The following is a 4,573-nucleotide window of genomic DNA, read 5'->3' on the forward strand; positions in this document are numbered from 1 at the left end:
TGCTCGTATCTCGTTGAAAATTTGGTGCGGGAGGGGGGACTCGAACCCCCACGCCGAAGCACAGGCTTCTAAGACCTGCGTGTCTGCCATTTCACCACTCCCGCGGTGAGCTTAAGCGTAGCGGGAATATGGGCTGCTGGCAATGTGTGAGCCTACCTTGACCTAAAGGCCGAAGCCCAGCGCCATAAAAGCAGATCCCCCCTACGAGGATGACAGAACGAAAAGCAACGGCACCAGCGCGGACTAGTTGCGGCGGCCTAGTGTCGGCGTGTCGTCGCCAGAGCTGGAGCCGTTGGGATTGTTAGAGCTGGGGTTGTTGGTCGTGCTGGCACGGCGCAGGGTGGGCTTGTTGCCGTTCTTCTTGTCGTTGAGGCCGCGCTTGTTCTGGATGCGGGCCAGACGGGCCTTGACGTTGTCGAACTCCGAGGTCGTCACCAGGTAATCAGGCTTGGCCGGGAGGATGGTCGCAATCTCCTCTTCGACTGCGGCGATGCGGTCAGGCGTAGCCGGATGATCGCTGAAGGCGCGGGAAAGCGCGCCGGGTTTGTGCTTTTCGAGAGCCGAAAGCTTTTCAAAAATGGAGACCATGCCCTGCGGGTCGTAGCCGGCGCGGTACATGTACTGGATGCCGAGGTAGTCGGCTTCCGCTTCGTACTCACGCGAGAACATGAGGAAGGTCATGGGGACGGCGAGCTGGGCGGCCTCGTAGATGCCGTAGCCGGTCCAGGTGCCCTGCGTGAAGATCATCAGGGGGATGGAGCCGATCTGCATGTAATTGAGCTTGGTCATCTCCCGGGCGGCGTGGTGGGCGGCTACGTGCGAGATTTCGTGCGCCATGACGCCGGCGAGCTCGTCTTCGGAGTCGCAGGCGAGGATCAGGCCGGAGTTGACGTAAAAGAAGCCGCCGGGCAGCGCCATGGCGTTGATTTCGTCCGTATCGAGCACCTTGATGGTGAAGGGGAACTTGGCGTCGGAGTTCTTGACCAGGTTCTGGCCGACGCGATTGATGTACTCGACGACGACCGGGTCCGTAACAAGGTGCGAGGACTTTTCGACTTCCATGGAGTACTGCTTGCCGGTGCCGACTTCCCAGTTGGGCGAATACCAGTTGCCCATGCCACGACCGCCAATGTTGCGCGTTCCGACGGCGTTGACGTCCTCTTCACTGCCCTTCTTGATGTTGGGGTCGAGGGCCTCGCCGGGGTTCGGCATGACGTCGGGTTTGTCGGTGGCTGTAGTGTCGGTCTTTTTGGACTTATCCGATTTATCGGTGGAGGGTTTGTCGGTGCTGGTGGGCTTGGTGGGATCGCTGCTGATGGTCGGGGTGGTGCCGTCAGCAGGTGCGGCCGCGGGGGTCTGGGACGTGGTTGTGTCTGTGGGGGTCTGGCTGGGAGCGGGCGCGGGACTTGTCTGCGTCGCGGGGGTAGTAGACTGCTGCGAGAAAGCAGCCGTAACCGGGACCGAAAGAAGGGCGGCGAGAGCAAGTAGGCGCATGTAGGGGCTCCACGGAGCCGCCTTTGACGGGGCTCTGCTTCACTATTAGACGCTTATTTTTGGAGTTTGTGTACAGGGGCGAAAGTGGCATTTGGCCCAGGCTAGAAGCAGATCCCCTGCGAGGATGACAGAAAGAAAAGCAAAGGCAAACGCAGATCACCTGCGGGGATGACAACAAAGGGGTCACCAGGTGTTGTACGAAGTACCGTCCGAAGCGAGGTTCTGGGCACCGGAGTGGACGTCGTCGATGCCGCCCTGGGTTTCGTTGATGTCGGTGAGGGTGTCGGACTGGCCGGTGATCCAGGTGTCGTTGTGGCCGGTGATGGGATCGACGGGGACGGTCTTGAGGTAGCCGGCCTGAACGAGGTCGTCCAGGCCCTGCGGGGCCTTTTCCTTGTCGACGGTGTAGCTGTCGATGGCCGTGCGCATGGTGTGGAGGTCCTCTTTGAGGACGGCTTCCTTGGCGCGCTGGACGGCGCGTGTGTAGTTGGGGATCGCGATGACAACAAGGATGCCGATGATCGCCATGACGATGATCAGCTCGATGAGCGTGAAGCCTTTTTCAGGGTCCAGGGCGGAGGGCCCAGGGCCCAGAGTTTTATTGCGGCCGAATTTGGGCATGGCTACCATGTGTTGTACTTCGTTCCGTCGAGGCCTGTGCCGTCGCTCTTAGAGTAGACGTCGAAAACGTCCTGGCCGCCAAAGCTGGTGGAATCGGCGTCGTCCTGGTTGGAGCGGAGACCCCAGTCGGTGGACTTGGTCATGGGGTCTATGGGGATGGCGCGGAGGAAGCGCATCTTCTTGGTCTGGATCTCCACGCCGTCTACCAGTGTTTGCAGATCAGGCGGGTAGTTGTTGCTGTCGGCCTTGGTCTGGATGAGGCCTTTGTCGGCTACGTCCTTGTACTTGTCGATGGCGTCGCGCATCTCCCAGAGGTCGCGGCGGAGTTCGCGTTCTTTGGTGCGCTTTACCTGGAAGCGGGCGACGGGAACGGCGGCACCGGCGAGGATGCCGAGGATGGTTATCACGATGATCAGCTCCACAAGCGTGACGCCAGTCTCGGAAGACCAGAGTTTGTTCTGAGTATCTTTAGCAGGGCCCAGGGAAGGCCCGGGGCTAAAGCCTCTTCTTTTAGCTTCTTTGATGTCCGGGCTAAAGCCCGGACCTAATCCGAAAAGTACGCGGCATGAACGCCCTCGGCATGCCGACGGCTGATTTGTACCTCGAGGATTTCTGCTGAGGATCGCCATGATTGCCGCTCCTGCTATTTGACGTGGACGACGGCCTGCGTGCCGATGGTGGGGAGGCTGTTCTGCTTGCTGTCCTTGGCGCCAATTTTGACGAGAGCCAGCGTGCTGTCGCCGGCGGACAGAGCTTTGAAGGTGAGTGTGCAGACGGAGCCCTGTCCGTTGACGCCGCCGAAGTTGGGCGGGCGTGAGGCGGAGATGGTGACGAGGCCGTTGCCCTCATCGCGGTGGACTAACGCGACGGCCTGACCATCCTGGCTGAGGAGCGCGCCGGCGTCGACGTCAACCAGCGAGAGGACCTTGGGGTCGAACTGGAGCTGCATCGGGACGCTGAAGAGATCGTTGGCGTTAGCGGCCATGATGGCGACCTGGAAGGTAGAACCGACGGCCTGGTTGACGACTCCGGGCATGACGGTGAGCGAGACCGGCGGGTTATTGCCGGCGGTCGCGGCGGGAACGTTGGGTGTACCGGGCCGGCCCGCTGCGGGTGGGGCGATGGGTTTCCCCTGGGCGGCGATCTCGCCGATCATGGAGGAAGCAGCGTTGGCGGCCGTGGTGGCCTGCGCGGGGGTAAGCGGACCGGAGACACCAGCTGCGGCAGCCTTTTCGGCGGCTATCTGCTTGGAGCGGTCCGAGCGGATGAGCTCAACGGAGCCACCGTCGCCGACGAAGATGGGGCGGGTGTTTTCGGCGGTGAGTATGGATTCGCGGACGATGTGTGGGATGAGCAGGAAGACGATTTCATCGGACTGCTGAACCTTGTCCTGCGAAGAGAAGAAGTATTTGATGAAGGGAATTTCGCCGAGGCCCGGGGTGCCGCTGACGGTCTTGGTGTCTTGCTGCTGGAGCAGGCCGGCGAGAATGGAGGGCTCGCCGTCCTTGAGCTGAATGACCTGTTCGACGACACGCTGGGAGATGATCGGCTCGGTGACGCCGGAGATGGTGACGGAGCCGTTCTGCGCGGAGATTTCGATCTTCATCTTGAGCGAAACTTCGCGGTCATAGTGAACGGTTGGAGTCATGGCGATGTTGACGCCAACGTCGAGGTAGGTGAACTGGGTCTGCACGCCGAGTGAGGCGGTGGTGATAGCGGCGCCGGCGGAGTAGGAGCCGGTGGCTACGGGAATCTTGGAACCGATTTTAAGCGTGGCGGCCTGGCCGTCCGTGGCGCGTACGCGGGGGTTCTGCAGGATGCGGGTGTCGGAGTCCGAGAGCAGCGCGTTGACTTGACCGCCAGTGAGGGACACGGCGAAGTTGGTGGCGTTGAGGTTGCCGAGGGTGTTGAGGGTGATGCTGGAGGTGCTTGTGGTGGTGGTCGTTGCGGTGGTGGAAGCGCTTGTGGTGTTGGCGTTGCTGTACTGCGGAGTCAGCCCGAAGCTCGTCGGAAGCGTGATGCCGAGGTTCCGCTCGAGCTGCCGGCTGACTTCGAGTACGGCTACGTCTACGACGACCTCGGGCCGCGTGCGGTCGAGGTCGTTGATGATCTTTTCGGCGAGGATGAGCTCTTCGGGCGTGGCGCGCATGACGATGGCGTTCTGGCTGGCGATGAGGAACATCTTCGTGGTGGGATCGAAGAGATTGCGGAGAGCGACGAGGATTTCGTTGGCGTCGTTCTGCTGCGCGACGTTGGTGAGGTAGAAGGTTTCTACGGCGAGGTCGTCGAGCTCGGTGCGCTTGGTGCGGTTGTTCTGGGCGACGAAGATGGTGTTGGAGGTGACGGGCTTCCAGAAGGTTCCGGAGAGCGTTCCGACGATACGGAAGGCGTCGCCGAGGGTGACGCTGGTGAGATCGACGGGGATGCGCTTGGAGGTGTAGTCGGGATCGAAGATGAC

Annotated in this window: 4 protein-coding genes and 1 tRNA gene; all 5 read right to left on the bottom strand. The window is 61.4% G+C overall.

The features are described 5' to 3' along the window. Positions 1-22: 22 nt before the first annotated feature. A tRNA-Leu gene (locus AC5E6W_RS04540) sits at positions 23-104 on the bottom strand. 139 nt (positions 105-243) lie between these two features. Then, positions 244-1,494: a M48 family metallopeptidase gene (locus AC5E6W_RS04545; RefSeq protein WP_491751077.1), complete on the bottom strand. Its 1,251-nt coding sequence runs from the start codon at positions 1,492-1,494 to the stop codon at positions 244-246. A 183-nt stretch (positions 1,495-1,677) separates the two neighbouring features. Next, complete coding sequence (locus AC5E6W_RS04550) at positions 1,678-2,124, bottom strand: type II secretion system protein (RefSeq protein WP_491751078.1); 447 nt, start codon at positions 2,122-2,124, stop codon at positions 1,678-1,680. Beyond that, positions 2,118-2,597, bottom strand: a complete 480-nt coding sequence (locus AC5E6W_RS04555) for a type II secretion system protein (protein ID WP_491751080.1) — start codon at positions 2,595-2,597, stop codon at positions 2,118-2,120. Before AC5E6W_RS04555 ends, AC5E6W_RS04550 begins: the two co-directional genes overlap by 7 nt. Before the next feature lie 161 nt (positions 2,598-2,758). Next, positions 2,759-4,573: secretin GspD/PilQ domain-containing protein (locus AC5E6W_RS04560; RefSeq protein WP_491751079.1), on the bottom strand; the 1,815-nt coding region annotated here is incomplete at its 5' end.

This window comes from Bryocella sp., assembly GCF_058498515.1.